Annotated in this window: 16 protein-coding genes; 3 read left to right on the forward strand and 13 right to left on the reverse strand. The window is 59.1% G+C overall.

The annotated features are described in order from the left end of the window. The 5 genes from KGB25_RS05050 to KGB25_RS05070 all read right to left on the reverse strand — a co-directional run bounded on the left by KGB25_RS05050 (position 1) and on the right by KGB25_RS05070 (position 4,940). Positions 1–351, reverse strand: coding sequence for a nuclear transport factor 2 family protein (locus KGB25_RS05050; RefSeq protein ID WP_083376123.1), 351 nt, complete (start codon positions 349–351; stop codon positions 1–3). Positions 352–374: 23 nt separating this feature from the next. Then, positions 375–1,673, reverse strand: a complete 1,299-nt coding sequence (locus KGB25_RS05055; RefSeq protein ID WP_223434411.1) for an MFS transporter — start codon at positions 1,671–1,673, stop codon at positions 375–377. Positions 1,674–1,705: 32 nt separating this feature from the next. Continuing rightward, positions 1,706–2,494: an SDR family NAD(P)-dependent oxidoreductase gene (locus KGB25_RS05060; RefSeq protein WP_223434412.1), complete on the reverse strand. Its 789-nt coding sequence runs from the start codon at positions 2,492–2,494 to the stop codon at positions 1,706–1,708. A gap of 85 nt (positions 2,495–2,579) precedes the next feature. Continuing rightward, complete coding sequence (locus KGB25_RS05065) at positions 2,580–3,611, reverse strand: hypothetical protein (protein WP_223434413.1); 1,032 nt, start codon at positions 3,609–3,611, stop codon at positions 2,580–2,582. Positions 3,612–3,662: 51 nt separating this feature from the next. Continuing rightward, positions 3,663–4,940, reverse strand: coding sequence for a cytochrome P450 (locus tag KGB25_RS05070; protein WP_223434414.1), 1,278 nt, complete (start codon positions 4,938–4,940; stop codon positions 3,663–3,665). A 182-nt stretch (positions 4,941–5,122) separates the two neighbouring features. Between KGB25_RS05070 and KGB25_RS05075 the strand changes: the two genes are divergently transcribed. Next, positions 5,123–5,788: a TetR/AcrR family transcriptional regulator gene (locus tag KGB25_RS05075; protein WP_223434415.1), complete on the forward strand. Its 666-nt coding sequence runs from the start codon at positions 5,123–5,125 to the stop codon at positions 5,786–5,788. Between the two features lie 163 nt (positions 5,789–5,951). On the opposite strand, the gene KGB25_RS05080 is transcribed toward KGB25_RS05075, so the two are convergent. The 8 genes from KGB25_RS05080 to KGB25_RS05115 all read right to left on the reverse strand — a co-directional run bounded on the left by KGB25_RS05080 (position 5,952) and on the right by KGB25_RS05115 (position 17,192). Continuing rightward, positions 5,952–7,556 (reverse strand): phytoene desaturase family protein, encoded by a 1,605-nt coding sequence (locus tag KGB25_RS05080; protein ID WP_223434416.1) that lies wholly within the window; start codon positions 7,554–7,556, stop codon positions 5,952–5,954. Between the two features lie 98 nt (positions 7,557–7,654). Next, on the reverse strand, positions 7,655–8,476 hold the full coding sequence (locus tag KGB25_RS05085; protein WP_083376117.1) for an SDR family NAD(P)-dependent oxidoreductase: 822 nt from the start codon (positions 8,474–8,476) through the stop codon (positions 7,655–7,657). Positions 8,477–8,506: 30 nt separating this feature from the next. Then, a complete protein-coding gene (locus tag KGB25_RS05090; protein ID WP_223434420.1) occupies positions 8,507–9,325 on the reverse strand; it encodes an enoyl-CoA hydratase/isomerase family protein in 819 nt (272 codons plus the stop codon). After that, complete coding sequence (locus KGB25_RS05095) at positions 9,322–10,293, reverse strand: lactoylglutathione lyase (protein WP_223434421.1); 972 nt, start codon at positions 10,291–10,293, stop codon at positions 9,322–9,324. Before KGB25_RS05095 ends, KGB25_RS05090 begins: the two co-directional genes overlap by 4 nt. 46 nt (positions 10,294–10,339) lie before the next feature. Next, entirely contained in the window at positions 10,340–12,871 is a 2,532-nt protein-coding gene (locus KGB25_RS05100) for an efflux RND transporter permease subunit (protein ID WP_223434423.1), read from the reverse strand. A 35-nt stretch (positions 12,872–12,906) separates the two neighbouring features. After that, entirely contained in the window at positions 12,907–14,037 is a 1,131-nt protein-coding gene (locus KGB25_RS05105) for a YCF48-related protein (protein ID WP_223434424.1), read from the reverse strand. A 95-nt stretch (positions 14,038–14,132) separates the two neighbouring features. Beyond that, positions 14,133–15,500, reverse strand: coding sequence for a DUF1329 domain-containing protein (locus tag KGB25_RS05110; RefSeq protein WP_083376112.1), 1,368 nt, complete (start codon positions 15,498–15,500; stop codon positions 14,133–14,135). Positions 15,501–15,530: 30 nt separating this feature from the next. Then, positions 15,531–17,192, reverse strand: coding sequence for a DUF1302 domain-containing protein (locus KGB25_RS05115; protein ID WP_223434425.1), 1,662 nt, complete (start codon positions 17,190–17,192; stop codon positions 15,531–15,533). Between the two features lie 421 nt (positions 17,193–17,613). On the opposite strand from KGB25_RS05115, the gene KGB25_RS05120 reads away from it, so the two are divergent. Both KGB25_RS05120 and KGB25_RS05125 read left to right on the forward strand, forming a co-directional pair. Next, positions 17,614–18,459: an SDR family oxidoreductase gene (locus KGB25_RS05120; RefSeq protein WP_083376110.1), complete on the forward strand. Its 846-nt coding sequence runs from the start codon at positions 17,614–17,616 to the stop codon at positions 18,457–18,459. A gap of 64 nt (positions 18,460–18,523) precedes the next feature. Next, a complete protein-coding gene (locus KGB25_RS05125) occupies positions 18,524–19,408 on the forward strand; it encodes a DMT family transporter (protein WP_223434427.1) in 885 nt (294 codons plus the stop codon). The last annotated feature ends 44 nt before the right edge of the window (positions 19,409–19,452 follow it).

Below are 19,452 nucleotides of genomic sequence, written 5' to 3' on the forward strand. Positions count from 1 at the left end.
TTACTGGTTGATGAAGTAACGCACGGACAACTTTCCATCTTCGAACCGATACAACTCGATCGTTTCGATGCCACCTTCCTGCTCGCGAAAGGCGTTCAGGTGATGGCACGCCGCTTCATTGCCATTGACGATGCACTGGCGTACCTCGACGCGAACCCTGGTTTGCTGCTGCGCCCACATGCCTTCCAGCACCTGCCATGCATCAGCCTGCGGCTTGCCGACGTATTCGATACTCAAGCCGTTGGCCGAGACGCTGCGGTAGTGAGCGAAAAAGCCCTCCTTATCGCCCCGGTTCCAACAGTCGATCTGCCCGTGTAGAAAGTGCTCGATTGCGTATTTGTCCATGCTCATATCACGTTCATCCTCGGGTGGGTTCAGGCGTGTTGCCGTTGCAGGTTTTGCTGACGGGCGAGAAATGCCGGCTCCATCCTCAACCACAGCAGAATGGTCGGGCCGATAATGGCGCAGCAGAAACAGCACACCAGCACGGCGGAATAGCTGCCGTACAGGTCATAAAGATGGCCGAACAGCATGGGCACCAGACCGGAAACTATGGTGATCAGGCACAGGTGCAGGCCAAATATCCGCGCGTAGTCTTTCAAGCCGAAATAGCGCGCCATCAGGAATGCTGCCAGATCGAACTCAGCCCCGGCACTGGCGCCGATGCACAGGGTCGCCAGCACCAGCAACGGTGTGTTCTGCGCGCCGCCAAAGAGAAAGATCGCGCAGCCCAATGCGGGTAGCGCCAGGCTCACGGCGGCCACCACCGAAGGTGAATAGCGGTCCAGCAGATAACCCACCAACAAGCGTCCGCCGATGATGGAAATACCAAAGGTGCTGAAGATCTGGCTGGCTTGCTGCGCACTCAGGCCCTTGCTTTGCAGCATCGGCACCATGTTGGTGACCATGCCGACGGTCAACGACACCGACAATATCAACGCGACGTTAAAGCCCCAGTACATCCCTGAGCGCACTGCTTGTTTAAAGGACATGCCGGACAGCTCCGGAAGTTCCTTTTGCGTCGTCGTGTCAGGACTGGCGAGCAGCGCCGGCATGCGCAACCACATCAATGCCAAGGGCAGCGTAAACAGCAACGGCATCGCGCCCAATGCAATAAATCCGGCTTGCCAACCGTAGGCGGCAATCAGCCGCGACAACAAGGGTGGCAGAATCATCGCCATCAGCCCGGTGCCACACAGAATCACAGCCAACGCCAGTCCACGGTTACGCTCGAACCAGAGGTTGACCAATTGTGTCCAGGTGATCGCAATGGTCCCGGCACAGATGATGGGCATGCTGAAAAACGCCAGGTACAACCAGCCGATTGAACCCTGAATCCGCGTGATCGCAAAGTAACCGACGATCTGCAGCACAATCGAAACAATCGCCACCCGGCGCAGGCCGAAACGACGGTACAGCCAGCCGACCAGTTGCGTGGAAATCGCCACCCCGGCGAAGAGAAAGGTGATGGAGGCTTGCAAGTCGCCACGGCTCCAACCGAACGCCTGCTCCAGCGGAATCACCAGTGTGCCGAAGGCGTACAGCAACGCAGCGGTAATGCTGGTGCAGATGCCAAACAGGCCTAGGACAACCACGCGCCAGCCGCGCTTGAACTCGGAAAAATCATTGCCAGCGTGGGCTGTGGTGCTGCTACTGCGTGTATCCGATGTCATGACCTGACTCCCATCGCGCACGTGCGACTTGATTAATGGCCCTTGAGGATTTCTTCGACTTTGGGCAGCGCGATCATGGTGGCGCCGCCATCCACCAGCAGCGAGGTGCCGGTGATATAGGAAGCCTCGTTGGAGGTCAGAAACAGGACGGCGTTGGCAATGTCGGCGGATTCGCCCAAACGCCCCACCGGGAAATGTGCGGCGAGCTTATGCGGCAGTTCATTGCCAAGAGTTTCGAGCATGTGGTCAGTGCCGATCAGTCCAGGCTCGACGACGTTGACCAGAATGTTCATGGCGCCGAATTCCACCGCCAGTCCACGGGCGAAGGCATTCATGAAGGCTTTGCTGGAACCATAGGCAATCAGTCGAGGGGTATATTTACGGTTGGCTTCGCCGGACGAGATGAAAATCAGCCGGCCTTTGTCGACCGCTTTGGACAGGTATGGCGCGCTGTCCTTGGCCAGCCAGAACAGCGACTGAATATTGCTGCGAACGATGTGATCAAAGGTGTCATCGGCCATTTCGGCGATCAGCCCGTGGCTGGTATCGGCGGCGCAATGCACCACGATATCCAGACCACCAAAATGCTCTACACCACCTTGCACCATTGACTTGATCGCCTCGCGGTCGGCGATGTCGCCACCGACCAGACAGGCTTGCGCGCCCAGGGCCTTGATCTGGGCAACGGTTTCCTCGCCGTATCGAGCGGTGCGTGCTGACACGACCACCTTGGCGCCCTCTCGGGCATAGGCCAGGGCAATGGCGCGACCCATGCCTCGGCCGGCACCAGTGACCAGCACGACTTTGTCACGGAATTTCATCGTGATTCCTCATTGTTGTTATTAGAGAGGCTACTGATGCAGCGTATGCGCCGGATAATGATCGCAACCCGGCGCACCCGGCTGATTACAGGTCCTTGCCTGGAACGTTGCGGGCCGAGCCGTTACGCCGGTCCGATTCGCCCCAGCCCAGCCAGTGAGACGGCTCGCGGGTATCGCCCACCCGGCGCCAACGGCCTTCCTGCTGCGCCGTGATCGGGAAGCCGCCGACGAAGTCGATCATCTCGCCCTTCTCGTCCGGCAGGAACTCCCACGCTTCCTCGCCTTCAAGCACAATTTTCGCGGACTTGAGGAAGTAGCTGCCGTCCTTGTGCTCGGTGTGTCCTTCGATATCGGTGGTCACCCGCACTTCGCCTTTTTCATTGTTGAAAATGGCGTAACCCAAGTGGTCGTGACCGACCATGAAAGAACCGGTATCCCACGTGCCGTCTTTATAAACGGTGACGAAAGACCACCAGATCACATGCTTGTTGTTGTTCACCACCAGGTCTTTCTTGAAGTGGATGGCGCCGCCTTCAGCCATGTAAAACTGATCCAGTGCCATCGCGCCTTTGACTGGACGCCCTTCGCAGACGCCGGCGATGTCCCACAACTGCGAAACGTAGAAAGTGCCCCATTCCACGCCGGGTAAATACCACTGCAGTCCCGGACCGAGCAGACGTCCTTCGAGGTGAAACAGGCCTTCTTCTTTCCAGGTCAAGCGTTCGCTGCTGGCCGTTATTTCCCAAGCGTTACCGGCTTCACCCGGTTGGCTGGCCCAGCGTGCAACATCGCCTTCCAGGCTGTGCACCGGCAACGGCGTCAGTGCCTGACGGGCCATTTTTTCGTGATCCATGCGCAGGTGAACGTTGTCGACATGGTTGTTCAGGTAGAAGAACTTGGTCGGGTTCGGTGTGCCATTGGGCGCCATCAGCGAGCGGACGAAAGAATAGATATTGCCTTGCTCATCGCGCACCGATCCGAACGGCGAACTCTTGCTCAGGTGCAGGCCGAAGAAGCCGCGCTCGGATGACATCGACGCGCCCGTGACCTGGTGCGGCCCAACCAGTTGTTGAAAGCCGAAATCACCGCGTTCTGGAATGGTTTTAAACGTTCTCATAATGCCCTCTGTTGTTTTTGTTGAGGCAGGGAAACGGGAGTGCACCGTGGCTCAGTCCCAGATCACCGGGAGCGTGGATACGCCACGCAACTGTGCGCCGCCGATCTGCGGGACGGGTTGGCTCGGGTCGAGGCGCAAGTTAGGGAGGAGGTCGAGGATTGCGTTGACCGCGCAGTTGATCTCCACCTTGGCAACGAACTGACCGATACACATGTGCGGGCCGAAGCCGAAACCGAAGGAGGGTTTGGGCTTGCGGTCAATGTCGAATTCATCGGGGTTTTCAAATGCGTCTTCGTCGCGGTTGGCGGACACCACCATGCACTGGACGAACGAACCCTTCGGGATTTTCACGCCATGAAATTCCACTTCTTTGGCAGTTTCGCGCACTTTGAAAGTGGCCACCGGTTCAAATCGCGTGGTTTCATCCATCAGCTTGCCGATCAGCGAGCGGTCGGCCTTGACCCGGTCCAGTAACCCGGGTGTGGTGAGCAGCAAGGTCATCACCGAGCCGAACATGCGCGTGGTGGTTTCGCCGGCGGCCGGCAACAGTGAGCGAGTGAAGGTGATCACCTCGTGGTCATCCAGCGTGCGCCCTTCGTATTCCGCGCGCAGCAAACGACCGACCACATCATCGCCCTGGCTGCCCTCGGCACGACGTTGCACCACGACCTCGGCAAGCGCGTCGTACAGACCTTTGACGGCGATCCCGGCCTGTCGCCGCGCTTCGACCATTTTGCTCGGGTCAATCTGGTTGCCGCCGACAATGGCCAAGGCCCAGGCCGCGTATTGTTTGTACTTGGAGGGTTCATCCGAGGGGAAGCCCATCAGGGCGTACATGACGCGAATCGGCAGCTCGAGGCCGAACTTCATCAAGTCGGCCTTCTTCGCCGGCAACATCGGCTGGATGTACTCCTCACGGATGACCTGGTCGATCTGTGGGCGCCACTTGTTCACGGTCTCCGGCATGAACGCCGGTTGCAACAAGGCACGCACTTTGCGGTGCTCGTCACCGTCCATGGCCAGAATGATCAAACCATCGAAAAACGCTCCCAGTCCTTCGGCAATAAATCCACTGGTGTAAGTCGCACCATCGCGCAGAACCGTCATCACGTCCTGGTATTTGAACAAGGCGAAGGTCGGGCGAGTCCCCTGCTGGGTGCCGGCATTGGTCGGGACGCCAAACTGGGTGATGAAGTCGCCTTCATAGATGGGCGATTTCAACCGTTGCTCGCGGCACACCGCGTGAATATCCAGGTCGGTGCCACGATACATTTCCGACACGGCGGAGTATGCGGTTGCCAGGTCCAGTGCTGCGCTTTCGTTGCTCATCAGGATCTCCAGTCTTGTTTTTGTTCTTCTTGCATACCAAGATTGCCCGGCTGCCACCCCATGGTATGCGGTTGCCTCTACACCGGTGACCCGCTTCGTTTGACTCGGGGTCAAACGAAGCCCTCAGGGAAAATGCTTCAAGGTATGAATAGCCAGACCCATTCAGGCATAAGGAGTACAAGGTGGCGGTAAAGGCAGGCGAAGGTGGCGAACAGGGCAAACGCAATACGATGAATCGCCTGCTCGCGGCAGCGCGCGTGGAGTTCGCCAGAAAAGGCCTGGCCGGTGCGCGCGTGGAAGAAATTGCCCGGGAAGCCGGCGTCACCAAGCAGCTGGTCTACCACTACTACAACTCCAAGGAAGGCCTGTTTGTTGCGGTACTGGATGAGTCTTCGGACAACATCATGTCCGAGCTGGTCAACCTCAATGTCGAAGAGCTTTCACCGCCAGTGGCGATGCGCGCCGTGCTCAACCATTTTTTTGACCAGTACCGTCTGGACCCCTTCCTCGGCAGCCTGGCGCTGGAAGGCATTCGCTACCATGACACCCACGAAACACCGCGTAACCACTTTCTGGAAATGGCACCGAAGCTGATTGCAAAGCTTGACGCGATTCTGTTGCGCGGCGCCGCCAGTGGTGATTTTCGCGCCGGCATCAACCCGCGTTTGTTGTTGGCCAGTGCTTCGTTGGTGACTACGGGCTGGTTTACCAATCGGTATTCGATGTCGGCACTTGCAGGACTGGATACGGACTCGGAGCAAGGCATGGCCACGTGGCGGCAGTACTCGGCGGATTTTGTGCTGGCGAGTATTTCGCTGGGGGCAGAAAAGAACGTCGACGGCGTTTAAGCGCCGTTCACACACTCTCGCCCAATGAGCTTTCCCTGTGGGAGCGAGCCTGCTCGCGAAGGCGGTGGGTCAGCCCACATTCATGGGGACTGACACTCCCTCTTCGCGAGCAGGCTTGATCCCACAGTGGGTTCTCTGTGGGGCTTGGGATCAGCGACCCGCTTTAGTCAGCCTTTTTACGCAAATACTTGCTCACCCGCTTGGCTGCCAAACGCCCGGCCATGCCATTGACCCCGCCGCCCGGATGACTACCGGCACTGCCCAGATACAACCCCGCCACAGGCAAGGTATCGCCACCCAAACCGTACGCCGGTCGCATGGTGCTCGAGCGCATCGAGGTGGTGTCGATATGCACCACGCAGCCATTCACTGTGTTCAAGCGCGCAGTAAAATCCGGAGCCGCCTCGATGTGTCGACCAATCACCTGCCCCTCGATCCCATCGATGTAGTCATACAGCTGTTCCTGCACCTGGTCGGCCACCCGCTCACGCAGCGCGTCCCAACCTTCATTGGGATTGACCGGCATTACCGGCGGATAGATGTACAACACATCTTGCCCGGCTGGCGCTTGTGACGGGTCGGCCGCACTCGGTGCGGCCACGGTGATATAGGGCAACTTCGGCACTTCACCACGGGCGCAGGCGGCGAAGTTTTCCAGCACGGCTTCTTCGGTACCGATCAGCATGACGGTTTTACGTAGATCAACGCCGTCGCCGCGAATGGCAGCGAAACGTGGCACAGAAATCTGCCCACGCAAGGCAACATCTATCTTTAACGGCCCCGAGCCTTTGCCGTTGGCCGGCGCCATGGCAATGCGTGTCAACAGGTGTTGGGGAATCTCGCCGGGGGTAACCATATCCAGCGCCGGCTTGGGGTGGCAGCCAGCAATGACTGCCCGTGCGGTGAACTGACGACCATCCGCCAGTTTCACGCCTTTGATCAGACCGTCCCTGGCAACGATTTCACTGACGCTGGCCGACACCAGCACTTGCCCGCCCAGCTCTTCCAGTCGAGCCTGCATGGCATTGCTCAACTGCTGCATGCCACCCAATACCCGGCCCACGCCAAAACGATGGAGGAAACCGAGCAAGGCGTAATAGATGCCACCGCCATCGGCGCTGATGTCCCCCGCCAGGCCAGTGAGTGCGCACATTGCGGAAATGGTCACCGGGTGTTCGAAGCGCTCACGCGCCGCCTGCAATGCAGAGCCCGTCATCAGCGCCATCAATTCGGGTTTCAAGGCTTTGTGTTTGATCGCGGTGCCAAGCATTTTCAGCTTCACACCGAGGTTTGTTTTGGCCGGGTCGACACGCATCATCGGCAACGCGATATCGAGGAACATGTCGATGACTTTCATGAACTGCAGAAACGCCTCGGCGTCCTTGCTGCTGAACCGGCGGATCTCGGCGGCGGTTTTCTCGCGATCGCGCCAGAAAATCAGAGATTGCCCATCCGGGTGCAGGTACACGTACCCCGGCGCAAGCTCTATCGATTTGAAACCGTGTCGATCAAGTCCCAACTCCGCTGGTACATGGGAATGCACGCGCATCGACATCATGTCCAGGGCACAGGGATGAACCAGATGCTGCGGCGCTTCCGGTATCAGGTAACCCGAGGAGGCCATTCCGCCAACCTTGTCCAATGCCTCCAGAACCAGCACTTTCTTGCCTTCCAAGCCCAGGTAGCAGCCAGCCGAAAGGCCATTGGTGCCACCGCCGACGATGATCACATCAAAATCCGTAGTGCTCGCATTTTGGTTCTGGTTCATCAATTAATTCCAAGTCGAAGTTCAACCACGGCGGCACACGGCGGCTATGGCGGCAAAGATCAGCCGCGGCGCACCGCACAGGGTGCGCCGGGCAAGGGTTACATGCCGGTGCGACCCATCTGCGCAAACAGCGCGCGCATCGCCACCAGGGAGGGGGTGTGGCTGCTGAAACCACCGTCGGCGACCAGCGTGGTACCGGTGACGAAGGAGGATTCGTCACTGGCCAGGAACGCCACCACATCGGCAATCTGCCGAGGCGTGCCCAGCTCGGCGGTGCAGTGGTTGTCGCGCAGGATGTCGAGCAAGGGTTCAGGCATGGCGTGTTCCGAAGGCGCCAGGCCGATCTGCACGGCGTTGCCGCGAATGCCTTGTTTGCCGTATTGCGAGGCGACCATGCGCGGCAGCATCATCAGCCCCGCCTTCGAGGTGGCGTAGCCGGTCAGGGACATATCGCCCTGCATGCCCAGCCCCGAAGTGGCGAAGATAATCGACCCCTTGCCGGTCTCCAGCATGACCGGTATCACATGCTTGGTGCACAGCACCGCGCCACGAAGGTTGACGGCGATGGCGCGGTCCCAGGCCTGCATGTCGAGATTGACGAAATCGCGGTCCAGCTGACGTTGCTCGGCGTTCAGGATCGCCGCGTTGTTGTGCAGAATATCGATACGGCCAAAATGCTGTTTAACCTGAGCAACCATCGCCCGCACGGCGTCTTCCGAGGACACGTCAGTGGCGATCGCCAAGGCTTGATGACCCTCGGCGAGGAGTGATTGGGCCACGGCTGTGGCCCCCTCGAAATTGATATCGACCACCGCAATACTTGCACCATGCGACGCCAGCACCCGTGCGCACTCAGCGCCCAGGCCGCCACCGGAGCCGGTAATAATGGCCACTCGTCCTGCCAGTTTTCCTGTGCTCATGTTCTGTTCCTTATTGTTTTGGGTGGCGCTTTACTCGCCGGTAAACCGCGGTTCGCGCCGCTCGCTGAACGCCTGGGCCGCTTCGCGGGCATCCTTGGTCGGGGCCAGCAAGGCGAACAGATCAAGCTCCAGATCCAGGCCACGTTTGAGGTCCATGTCCAGTGCCGCCCGAGCCGCTTGTTTGACAAAAGCCGACGCGGTGGGTGGTTTGCTGGCGATGCGCTGAGCAAAGGCACGGACTTCGTCCAGCAGGCTGGCATTATCACTGGCCAAGCGACTGACCAGACCAATGCGCTGCGCTTGCTCGGCACCCACCCGGTCTCCGGTGAGCAACATGTCCAACGCCTGGCCCGGCGCGACCACTCGGGAAAGCCGTTGCGTACCACCGCCACCGGGAATCAGCCCCAGGCCGGTTTCCGGCAAGGCGAACACGGCATCGGGCGCGGCGAAGCGGATGTCACACGCCAGCACCAGTTCCAGCCCACCGCCCATGCAATAACCATGAATAGCAGCGATCACCGGTTTGCTGATGCCGTCCAGGGCTTCGATCCAGCGCACCTGTTCCATGCGCTGCCGAACTTGCAGGCTCGATTCCGGGCCGCGGCGCTCCTTGATATCGGCCCCCGCACAAAAGCCCCGCTCCCCTTCCCCACGAATCACGATCACGCGAATGTCCGGGTCTTGCTGCAGCAGCGCCAGTGCTTGCGGCACGCCCTGACGAATGTCGTCGTTGATGGCATTGATCTGCCGGGGCCGGGTCAGTACCACCCAGCCCACCATGGAATCACGCTCAAGGCGCACCGCGTCGTTGATCAGCACGGGAGGCTGCGGTTTTTGCGCTGTGCTCATACAGGGCACTCCTCGAACTCGAAGACCTGGCCATTGAGTTCTTGTGGATCGATCTTGATCAACGCACGGCCGCCGACGGCCTCCGAGGATTCGATCCACTGGAACCGCGTGCCGCGAGACCGCAGATCCTCAGCCTTGGCCGCCAGGTCGTTGACACCGATGCGGATGTAGTACGGACCCGGCCCCCAGTTATTGACGTAGTGGCCGGCGTCGGTGTTCCAGTACGTCGCCTCGAGCACATCGAGGGTGGCACTGTTCGGCACGGTAAAACCCATTCGCGCACGGCGATAACCTTCGCTGCCGATGTTCTCGACAGGCCCGCTCGGTTCCCAGTCAAGGTTGGTCGAGACCTTGCGTAGGGTTTCGTCGAGATCGCGCACCAGGAAGCCACGAGCAGTGACGCGGACCATATCGCCAGGCTTGAGATCGCGCGGCTGCATCGGCGGTAACTGATAGGTTTCCGGCGGCATCTGCAAAGGCTCGGTCGGCATGATTTCAATGCACAAACCGCCATCCACAGTGGGTTGGTAATACGGTTGCTCGGGAGTAGCACCCAGCCATAAGCGGTCGAAGGGCATTTCCGGGGTGCGCTGCGCCATGCGGAACGGCAAGCGACGACGCATCAGTTTGTCGACCAGCGCGTCGAACTTGTCCCCGTGCAGGGCCAGCACGATGGAGTGCGTGAGCATCGGCCGATGATGCCCCTGGAAATCCTTCAGGCTTTCCAGAAAGTCATGGAACAACGGATCACCGGGGTTCGGCCGGTCCAGGTGCCATTGCGGTTCGATGCGCGTGGGCGACACCGCCAGGGATTTGTGCACCCGCAGGAAATGCGCAATGTACGGGTGATTATCGAACGCCTGGCGCCAGCGTTCGTGTTTGTAGATGCCGAGCTTGTCGACCAACATTTCCGTCATGCCGTCCGGGTCCGGAACCATCATGTCGGCACTCATCAATAACTCGAACATTGTTCTCTCCTTGCAGTTGCCAGCCAGGTCTGTGCCCGGCTATTAGTCAGCGGACGCGCCGGGGTAAGGCGAGCTCAGTCAATTGGGGTGCAGGTGCGCCGGCCGCGGGTTTGCGCGGTTCCTGCTGGGCGCGCGCGTCCTCCAGATCGAGGGTCACGCCGGCCTTGGAGTTGCCTTTAGGGTTGAGCAGGTAGTGCGAGAGGGCCGGGATCAGCACCAGCGCACCGAGCATGTTCCACAGGAACATGAAGGTCAGCAGAATGCCCATGTCCGCCTGAAACTTGATCGGCGACCAGGCCCAGGTAATCACCCCGGCGGCCATGGTCAGGCCAACGAGGGCAACGACACGACCGGTGAAGTCCAGCGAGCGGCGATACGCAACCGCCAGGCTGCCACCGCGTTCCTGCACGGCCAGTTGCACACTGAGCAGATACAACGCGTAGTCGACCCCGACACCGACACCCACGGCGATGACCGGCAAGGTCGCCACTTTCAGGCCGATGCCCAACCAGACCATCAGCGCCTTGCAGATGATCGTGGTCATCAGCAAAGGAATCAGCGCCACCAACGTTGCGCGCCAACTGCGGAAGGTCAGCAGGCAGAGCAAGGCCGTAGCGCCATACACCGCCAGGTACATGGTGATGATGCCCTTCTCTACCTCGATGTTGGTGGCGGCTTCGATGCCGGCATTACCTGCGGCCAAGAGGAATTCCACGGGCTGTTCAGCGCCAGCGGGACTGTTATTTTCCTTGGCAAACTCTTCTGAGACCTTCAAAACCCGGCTCAGGGTGTCCGCTTTGTGATCGGCCAGGTAGGCGATCAATGGAGTGACCGAGCACTGCTGGTTGGTGATCCCCGGAGCAGAAATCATCGCCGCATCCACCGCCGAGTTGGTGATCGCCTGGTCACGGCTGATGCTCAGCCATTTCGGGCTGCCTTCAGCCATGCCGGAGCTGATCATCCGCACGGTTTCGGCCAGCGACTGGGTCGTCTGTACACCGGGCGTCTGGCGCAGGCGCCAGGCCAGTTTGTCCATGCTTTGCAGCGACTGGTACAGACGGCAGCTGTCTTCGTTGGTCTTCATGATGACCACAAACTGGTCACTGGAAAGTCCGTAGTGGCTGGTGATGTAGGCATTGTCGAGGTTGTAGCGCGAATCCGCGCGCAACTCGGGCGCGCCGGGGTCCAGATCGCCCACCTTGAGGTGCATCATCACCACACTGCAACCCAAGGTCACCAGCAGCGACAAGGCGATGACCGCCGTGGCCCACGGACGTTCGGTGAAGCGGTCGAGACTGTGCCAGAGGTGTCCGAGCAAGCCCCGATTTTCTGCGCCCGCCTGATCTTTGGCGATGGCGATACGCGCGGCTTTCTTACTGACGCCCAGGTACGACAGCGCCACCGGAATCAGCAGTAGTTTGGTGAAAATCAGCACGGCGACACCGATGCTGGTGGTCAGGGCCAGGTCGCGGATCACCGGGATATCAATGATCACCAGCACGGCAAAACCGACGATATTGGTCAGGAGCGCCGTCAGGCCGGTGAGAAACAAACGGCGGAAGGTATAGCGCGCAGCGATGTATTTATGGGTGCCACGGCCAATGTCCTGAAGAATGCCGTTCATTTTTTGTGTGCCATGGGAAATCCCGATGGCAAAAATCAGGAACGGCACCAGGATCGAGTAAGGGTCCAGTTCGTAACCGAGGATTTGCATCAAACCCAGCAGCCACACCACCCCCGCCACCGCCACGCTCACCAGCAGCAACGTGCTGCGCAGGCAGCGGGTATAGAAATAGACGAACAACCCGGCGATCAGTACCGATGCGCCAAAGAACAGCATGACCGAATACAGGCCGTCGATCAGGTCGCCGACCAGCTTGCTGAAACCGACAATGTGGATGCCCACCTTGTCACTTTCCAGCGAGCGAATCTGCGCTTCCAGCTGCTTGGAAAAATCACCGTAATCCAGGGGTTGCCCGGTCTGCGGATTGGTATCGAGCAGCGGCGCGACGATCATGCTCGACTGACCGTCGTTGGCCACCAGGTTGCCAATGATCCCGGAGCGCATGATATTGCGGCGCAGGGCCTTGATCGACTTGTCGCTGCCGTCGTAATCCGATGGCATGACCGCACCGCCATCAATGCCCTCCTCCGTCACTTCTTTCCAGCGAACGATGGGCATCCACAGCGATTTCATCCAGGAGCGGTCGATTCCCGGAATCAGGTACAGGGTGTCGTTGACCTTTTGCAGCGCCAGCAGATAGTCGGCGTCGTAGATATCACCGGATTTGTTTTCCACCACTACGCGAATGCTGTTACCCAGGCCCGGTAACTGGTTTTTATAGGCCAGGTAATTCTTGATGTACGGGCTGGAGCTGGGAATCATTTTCTCGAAGCTGGCATTCACCTGAAGCCGTGTAGCAAAGAAGCCCAACACCACCGTGGCGAGCAAGCAGGCAACGACGACCACCATGCGATGACGGAAAATGACCCGTTCAAACCAGCCACCGGAGTTTTTGTCAAAGTCCTCTAGGTTGGCAATCACTGGCATCCCGCTGTTGAATTTTTGCTCGACCATTTTTTCTTTCTCGTAGGGGAATCGTGCCGACGGCGTTAGTTGGCCTGGGCGATATCGATGACCTTGGCGCCGCTGAAGCGCGTGACAAGCAGGCTCCCAGCCTGTTTGGTGGCACTGGCTGCATACACCTCGCCTACCCGCGCGTCTGCCAGCGGCGTGACCTGCAAACTCTGCCGGTCAACACTGACCAGTTGCCCACCCTGGCTCACGACGATCAAGGCAAAACCCTGCTCGACGATGCTGACGAGGCTGCTATTGAGATTGGTTGCCACCGGCTGCCACTGCTGGCCGTCATCACGGCTGGCAAACAGATTGCCGCGCAGTCCGTACGCCAGCAGCAGACCGTCGAAGGCGCGCACGCCGAAGTACGTGCCTGTGTAGGGCGTATCGATTTTCACGAAACGTTGTTGCTGACCATCCAGGCGCAGCAGCAGACCCTGCTCACCGCCGATGTAAAAAGTGCCGGCCTGTTCCGCCAGGCCATACAGGTGCATGCGCCGATCGTTGTCACTGCGCTCGGTCCACGGTTGCCAGTTCTGGCCGTCGTCCGTGCTGTGCAACAACAGGCCGAAGGCACCCACGGCAAACCCGCTGCCGTGCTCATCGAACATCACATCGAGAAAGGGTGCGGCCAACACGTCCGGCGTCGCCGAGGTACTGGCGGCCATCGCCACTTCCTTGAGCATCTGGGCGGCGACTTCATCGCCTTGTTCAGCGCGAGGGCCGTAGTAAGCGTTAAGCAAGGTCAACAGGCGGCGCCCGTCGAGTTGCACTTGCCAGCTGTCACCGCCGTCGGTGGTGTGCATGACCACCGCATCGTGACCGACGATCCAGCCATCACGCTCGCCGCGAAACCGTACTTGCACCAGATCGCTGGACACCGGGCTAGCGACCTGTTGCCAAGTGCGGCCTTCATCGGTGGAGCGCTGGATCAACCCGTGCAGGCCGACGCCGATCATCGTGTTGCCCGCCGTGGCGACCGACAGCAAGGGTGCGGGCAGGTGTTCATCGACCCGCTGCGCTGGCACGTCGAGCGAGTCGGCCGACAACGCGGCGGCGCTGTAGGCAGGCGTTGTCAGCAATGAGCTCGCGCCGACCGTCAACGCGACAGCCAGGAGCAGGCGCGAAGTAGAAAGAAGAAAAGAAGCAGGGCAAGGGCTAGTCATTATTTTTATTCCTTAACCATCCCGCGTGGCAAACTCACCTGTTCTGCCTGCCCGGCTTGATGCGCAAACCGGCAGGCAGGACAGGCGAAATCACATCAGCGCTGGGTGACCCGGGCCACAATGGCTTCAGGGTTCATGTCACGCTCGGAGAGTGGTTTGTCGATGAACTTGTAGCCGCCTTTCAAACCATCGTTGAGCAACGCGTACATGCCTTTGTTGAAGTCATACACGACGTTTTTCACGTTGTAGGGAATGTTTTTGTCGTAGAGCTGAACGCCGCTGAGGAAGATCGAGCGATACAACGCGCCGCTCTTGTCCCAGGCGTCATACAGGCCGACCCCGAAAGTATCTTCATCCAGGTAATAGGTGCGTTTGCTGTAGACGTGGCGCATGCCCGGCTTCAACGTCGCTTCCACGACCCACACCCGATGCAGCTCCCAACGCTCGTTCGCCGGGTTGGCGTGGTGCGGCATGAACTGATCTTCCTGCTTACCGACGCCAAAGTAGAACTTGTAAGCGTTGTACGGGATGTACATTTCCTTGCGACCAACCAGCTTGTAGTCAAAGCGGTCCTGGCTGCCGGAGAACATTTGCAGTTCGTCGAACAGCGTCACACCGCCCTGGCTGGCCACGGGCGTATCGAATGCAAATTCCGGTGCCAGTTTTACCCGGCGCTGGCCTGGGGAATAACTGAACGAGCGACGGGCCTTTGCCAACGGATCGAGGAAGTCAGTGAGCACCACCACTTCACCGGAGCGCCGGGCCGGATAGTCATTGCGCGAGAACACCCGGGCGTACATCAGTGGATCTCGATCCGCTTGAGTCACCTGGTAGTACGGGGTTTCTTCGAATGTCGCCTGTTCGGCGGTCTTGGTGATCGAGCCGTTGGCGTCGACTACCCAGCTGTTGGACGAAGACGTGGTCGAGTAGCCGGTGCCGATCTTGTAGCGCACCTGCTGGTTCCACATCACTTCGTTGCCGGTCTTCGGAATCGGGAACGGCAGGCCGCCACGGCAGGATGGATCAACGGCCAGGCCGTCTTTCTGGATCGTGCAGCTGCCGGCGTTACGCACGGTGGCATCGAGCACCGCTTTGGGATAGGCGGTGGTGCGATGGCTTGGGTAAATGTCGATGTAGTAAGTCGGGTATTTCTTGATCAGGGTTTTCTGCCCTTCGCTGAGCTTGTCCGCATACTTGTCGACATTTTTGGCGTCAATGCGAAACAGGGGTTTTTCATCCTTGAACGGATCAACCCAAAACCCGCTGTCGGGCTTGAAACCCGCTGGTGCGGTGGTCAGGCCGCCCTCGTAAGCGGGGATCGTGCCATCGGCGTTACCGGCCTGAATCGCTCCGAACTGCGTCAGGCTCTTACCCAGGTCCGAGGCGTCGCCAGCAGCGGCTGCTGTAAGGCTACAGGTCGCAAAACTCATCAGGACGGCAGTTAATGCAAGTGGACGTTTCATGAACACGTTCTCCGATTCTTGTTTGATTTATCAGAAGGAGGTCTTGAAGGTAAAAGCCAGCCAGCCGCGGTCTTCACCACCTACGTTGCCGTTACCGGCGACGGTGCCATTGGCCAGGTTCTTCGGTTGGGCCGCTGTATCGGCATAACGCAGGCCGAATTCATACAACTGGGCATAAGTGAGTTTGACGCCAACGGAGTAAGACAGCGCGCCTTCGCTGCCGCCACCGGCTGTTGGTGCGTTGCCATGCAGGCCGTAATTGACAGTGAGAGGTACATCCATGTCCCAGGAGGGGAAGATCGAGATGTATTGCGGAGTGTAGTTGACCGCGACCGCGTAATAATCTTTCGAGGAGCAGCCATCCGACTCACTGCCGGACCCGGCGATGCCTGGCGTTCTGGCGTTGGTGCAAGCGGCTTTTCCGACACCTTTATAGAGCTCTTCGTGTTCGGTCACGCGCTGCAAGTGGCTGTAGGCGAACTCACCGACGAGAGTCCCGTTGTTCGAAATGAAGTTACGCGGGACGCCGTAAACAGCGTTGGCGATAAAGTGAATGGTGTCGCCGCGCGGGCCTTCGTCGTCCAGCGCGCTGACGCCGGTGGCATTCAAGGCACCGTTCATGCGGTAGGACAGTTCAGAGCCGACCGCGACCGTATTGAAAACCCGGGCAAAACTGACGCCCGCCAGCTTCACGCCACGCGGGTAAACAACCCGATACGAACCCAGCGCTGCCTTGACCTGTGGGGCCAGCCAAGGCTGGTAGTCGTCGAACTGGCGATAGTAGGCGCCGAACGTCGATTCGACTTCTTCAACGTTGAGTTTGGCCATCACGCCCCAGTTTTTGCCGTCGCGACCGAAGCGCGAATCCTGACGCTGCAACGTCGCTCCGTTAGCCGCTACTGGCAGTTGGTCTGGCCCTTCGAACAAGGGATCGGCCGCGCCGAAATAGGTACCACCATAAGGAATGCGAGTGGGCTCCCATTCATAGAAGTATTGACCGGCAACGGAGAGGTGATCAGTGACCTGGGCCTTGGCCGAGATCTGCCCGACCGGCAGGAACACTTCCTTGGTTTCGATACCCGGGCTGGTAGAGGCTTTCACGCCATCGCTGGGTGCCTGGGAGTAGGAAACGGCGTGTGCACCGAACAGCAAGCTCTCGCCCCAGTAGTTGGTATGCCGACCGACTTTCAGGTTGACCGGTGTCTCGCCGATGTTGAAGTTGCGCCAGACGAAGGCATCGAGAATCTCTCCCGACGGGCCGTTCATGTAGCGCTTCACTTCATCGCTGTAGCGGTTGTTGTGATAGCTGGTGGCGAAGCCGGGAACGTTACTTTTCACATCGTGATCGTTATAAGCCTGGTCGAACCAGCCTGCACCGCTGAGGCGTCCGCCCCACTCGTTGAGGTAGGAAAAGTCGAGTTCACTCAACACATCGAGACGATTTGTAACAATATCGCCTTTATCGAATTTGCCGTCGGACTCGTCGAAGTTCGGCGTGTTCATGATGCGACTGTCCTGACTGTCAGTCCGCATGCCCAGGTTGTAGCGGACTGTGTTGTCCCAGCGCAGGCGATAGTCGGGGTTCGGCAGATCGAACGAGAGCGCCATGACGCCTTGAGCGCCCCCAACCATCATCAGCGTAAGCGCACCTTGAGCCAGTACCAGCCGACTCTGCTTGGTCTTATGATTCATACACACTACCTTTTATTGTTATTTTCAGTCGCTATGTGCGTTCAAACGGTCCTTCCAGCGATTTGCGCAACCCCACAATATCGTTGAATGTCTCGCCTGGACAGTCCGCTCAAGAGGTCTGGCACGCATCCAGAACCGCTCTCCTCCTCAGCTGAAGTCACCGTAACGGATCGCAAAATAAAATTCCACATAAAGATTTCAATTCTCTATCTAGAATTTTACACCCATCAAAGTGAAGGATCGTTCCAGCAAAGGTGCTCCCACTGGTAGATACTGCACACAAAACCAATAAACGTTCAAATAAACTTTGACGCTTTTCGGCTTTAGGCTTTCAATAGCCCCTGTCATACCCACAAAACTCGTGGCGTTGCGCAGGAAAAACCGCAGTTGAACCGACAGAAAAAAAACAAGAGGAGCCACCATGAATATTGATTTGAGGGCCAAGCGCGTGATCATCACAGGCGCTTCCCGAGGCATTGGTCTGGCCATCGCCCGGGCATTCGCAGCTGAAGGGGCACGGGTAGCGATATGCGCACGCAGCGAGGCAGACGTCCGCGAAGTTGGCGCGCAACTCGCGGAACACGCCCAGGCGGTGATTGCCCGGGCTGTCGACGTGACGGACAGTGAGGGGGTCAAGGCGTTTGTTGCTGAAGTTGCACACGCGTGGGGCGGGGTCGATGTATTGGTGAACAACGCCGGTCAAGGCCGTGGCGGCAACCTCGACACCCTGACCCCGGAAGTCATCCTCGAACATGCCAACATTCTGCAAATGGGGCATTTCCGCTTCGTGCAGGCGGTGGTGCCGTTCATGCGTGAACAGCGCTGGGGGCGGATCATCGAAATCAACGCCCTGGCCGGGGTGATTCCAACGCCCGACGGCATCCCTTCGGTGATTAACCGCGCATCGTGCATCGCCCTCTCCCGCTCACTGGGCATGTCGCTGCCCAAGGACAATATCCTGGTCAACAGCCTGAACATGGGCTGGATCGATACCGGCCAGTGGGACCGTCATTACAAGGAAATGGGACCGGGCGTCAGTCGCGAGGAATTCGACGCCATGGTGATGAAGGTAGTACCGCTCGGCCGCTACGGTAAACCAGAAGACGTTGCCGGCATGGCACTGTTTCTCGCCAGCGAATATGCCAGTTTCATCAGCGCCGCCTCGATCGACATTGCCGGCGGCATGGGCGGACAGATTGCCTACTTCCCAACCCTTAAACGCGATTTTGCCGCGACGATCGCCGCACGTAACGCTGCCAGCGAATAACGCGATTACACATCGACAACCGCTCCGGTGCGCACTGCGCACCCTCAACGTTGGCGCACCCGTGATGAACTTGCTGTTCCCTGTTCTTGCCACACTGATCTGGGCCGCCAGTACCGTGGTCAATCGCCTGTCGGTTGGGGTGATTGACCCCGCCGCCATATCCTTTTACCGCTGGCTGGTCGCGCTGCTGGTGTTGTCACCGGTGTTGTTGCCCAGGGTCTGGCGGTTGCGGCGGCAGATTCGGCCGCACTTGGCCAAGCTGTGGTTGCTGGGCCTGCTCGGCATGTCGCTGTACCAGTCGCTGGCGTATTTCGCTGCGCACACTGTCAGCGCCACTTCCATGGGCCTGATCCTGGCGACAATGCCTCTGCTCACCGTGCTGCTCGCCTTTCCCCTGCTCAATACCCGACCGACCGCGACGTTATTGGTCGGTGCTCTGGTGTCGTTTGCCGGGCTGACGTGGTTGCTGGCCGCAGGCGACCTGCCCTCGCTCTTTGCACACGGGGTTGGCCGAGGGGAATTGATGATGTTGCTGGCCTCGCTGTCGTACGCGTTGTACTGCGTGCTGGTCAAGCGCTGGCAGATTCCCCTGCCGACCTGGGAAAGCCTTTACGTGCAAATAATCTGCGGCACCCTGCTGTTGGTGCCGCCCTTTGTGCTGGCCCCTTCGATAGCCCTGACAACCGCTAATGTCCCGCTGGTGTTGTTCGCAGGTCTGTTTGCCTCGGCGCTGGCACCCGGCTTGTGGATGCGTGGTTTGCAAACCCTGGGTCCGGAAAAAACCGCCGTGCTGATGAACCTGGTTCCGTTATTTACCGCGGTGTTGGCGATTGTGTTGCTGGGGGAAACATTGCACCTGTACCACGCGGTCGGCGGCGGATTGATTTTGCTGGGGATTGGATTGGCGCAATGGAAACCCGTACGGCTCCTGACCGAAGCCGCTACCTGACTGACTTGCCCATGGTTTCGCATTGTCGAGCGAGTCCGCACTAT

It is taken from the genome of Pseudomonas sp. BF-RE-21 (assembly GCF_019947305.1).
Lineage (GTDB): Bacteria > Pseudomonadota > Gammaproteobacteria > Pseudomonadales > Pseudomonadaceae > Aquipseudomonas > Aquipseudomonas migulae.

Coding starts and splice junctions, on each gene's coding strand:
- KGB25_RS05125 (WP_223434427.1), top strand. CDS start 18,524: ATGAACTTGCTGTTCCCTGTTCTTGCCACACTGATCTGGGCCGCCAGT.
- KGB25_RS05050 (WP_083376123.1), bottom strand. CDS start 351: ATGAGCATGGACAAATACGCAATCGAGCACTTTCTACACGGGCAGATC.
- KGB25_RS05090 (WP_223434420.1), bottom strand. CDS start 9,325: ATGAGCACAGCGCAAAAACCGCAGCCTCCCGTGCTGATCAACGACGCG.
- KGB25_RS05055 (WP_223434411.1), bottom strand. CDS start 1,673: ATGACATCGGATACACGCAGTAGCAGCACCACAGCCCACGCTGGCAAT.
- KGB25_RS05105 (WP_223434424.1), bottom strand. CDS start 14,037: ATGACTAGCCCTTGCCCTGCTTCTTTTCTTCTTTCTACTTCGCGCCTG.
- KGB25_RS05080 (WP_223434416.1), bottom strand. CDS start 7,556: ATGAACCAGAACCAAAATGCGAGCACTACGGATTTTGATGTGATCATC.
- KGB25_RS05110 (WP_083376112.1), bottom strand. CDS start 15,500: ATGAAACGTCCACTTGCATTAACTGCCGTCCTGATGAGTTTTGCGACC.
- KGB25_RS05120 (WP_083376110.1), top strand. CDS start 17,614: ATGAATATTGATTTGAGGGCCAAGCGCGTGATCATCACAGGCGCTTCC.
- KGB25_RS05065 (WP_223434413.1), bottom strand. CDS start 3,611: ATGAGAACGTTTAAAACCATTCCAGAACGCGGTGATTTCGGCTTTCAA.
- KGB25_RS05095 (WP_223434421.1), bottom strand. CDS start 10,293: ATGTTCGAGTTATTGATGAGTGCCGACATGATGGTTCCGGACCCGGAC.
- KGB25_RS05070 (WP_223434414.1), bottom strand. CDS start 4,940: ATGAGCAACGAAAGCGCAGCACTGGACCTGGCAACCGCATACTCCGCC.
- KGB25_RS05115 (WP_223434425.1), bottom strand. CDS start 17,192: ATGAATCATAAGACCAAGCAGAGTCGGCTGGTACTGGCTCAAGGTGCG.
- KGB25_RS05060 (WP_223434412.1), bottom strand. CDS start 2,494: ATGAAATTCCGTGACAAAGTCGTGCTGGTCACTGGTGCCGGCCGAGGC.
- KGB25_RS05100 (WP_223434423.1), bottom strand. CDS start 12,871: ATGGTCGAGCAAAAATTCAACAGCGGGATGCCAGTGATTGCCAACCTA.
- KGB25_RS05085 (WP_083376117.1), bottom strand. CDS start 8,476: ATGAGCACAGGAAAACTGGCAGGACGAGTGGCCATTATTACCGGCTCC.